Annotated in this window: 1 pseudogene; it reads left to right on the top strand. The window is 47.4% G+C overall.

From position 1 onward, the window contains the following. Nucleotides 1-699: 699 nt before the first annotated feature. Nucleotides 700-926 (top strand): annotated as a pseudogene (locus A3739_RS07790) (hypothetical protein); the annotation flags it as partial.

Raw genomic sequence — 926 nt, forward strand, 5'->3', positions numbered from 1 at the left:
TTTTTAGGGGCCTTTGGCCCCTTTTTTTGTTTTTGTGGCTTTGCCACAGGATGCGATTTCAGGTTTCGACCTAAAGGTCGAGTTAAGGGCTATGCGTTGGCTCGCGGCATGACAGATTTATTTCCATTTATCCTGCCGGCGGCGGCCGACCGCGCCCAAAGACCTTTGCATCGCCAAAGGTCTTTGGAATCTAAAGGCGACCCAAACTCTCAGGGTCTTCGGCTACGCTTAAACTCTTGTTCAAATCGGCGCTGCGGAACTCGCTACGCTCAAATAGTCCTCGCTTAATCCGATTTGAACTAGCGAGTTTTCGCCCTTCGAGATGGGGAAAGAGGCTACTCCGATAAAGCTAGGAGTATTCGTAAAGCTTAATCGAAGCCTACACTACCCTTTCTGACTAGGTGAGTCGCGAAAGGAAATTGGTGTAATCACCAACTTTATCGAAGCAAAATTGCCTTCTCGAAGGATGAGTAACTGCAAGTTAAAAATGGATACAGCGAAGACTGTCCGAAATCCGCGAAGCGGATAAGTTCCGCAGCGCCATTTTTAACCAAGTTACGAATGAACCCGAAGGGCCGAAGAGCAGGTACGCACTTCTTTGGTTCTTTCTTGTGCGAGCAAGAAAGAACATAAAAACAAGATAAGTAGTACTAAATTAAACCAGCCTGTAAGGCTGAAAGATACCGGATCACGTCCGGCATGACACCAACAGAAAACGGGTATCGAATGCAAATTGAAACTTGGCTCCTCTACTTCACCGCGATCATCATCGTCATCGCGATACCGGGCCCTTTATCGTTATTAATGGTAAACAGCACGCTTAAACAAGGCATTCGTGCTTCTACACCAGTGCTCTTCGGTGGCAGCTTGGCCTCAAGCGTATTGCTAATTATTTCAGCATCAGGCCTAGGTGCGATCGTTGTCAG

Source organism: Oleiphilus sp. HI0067 (assembly GCF_001635735.1).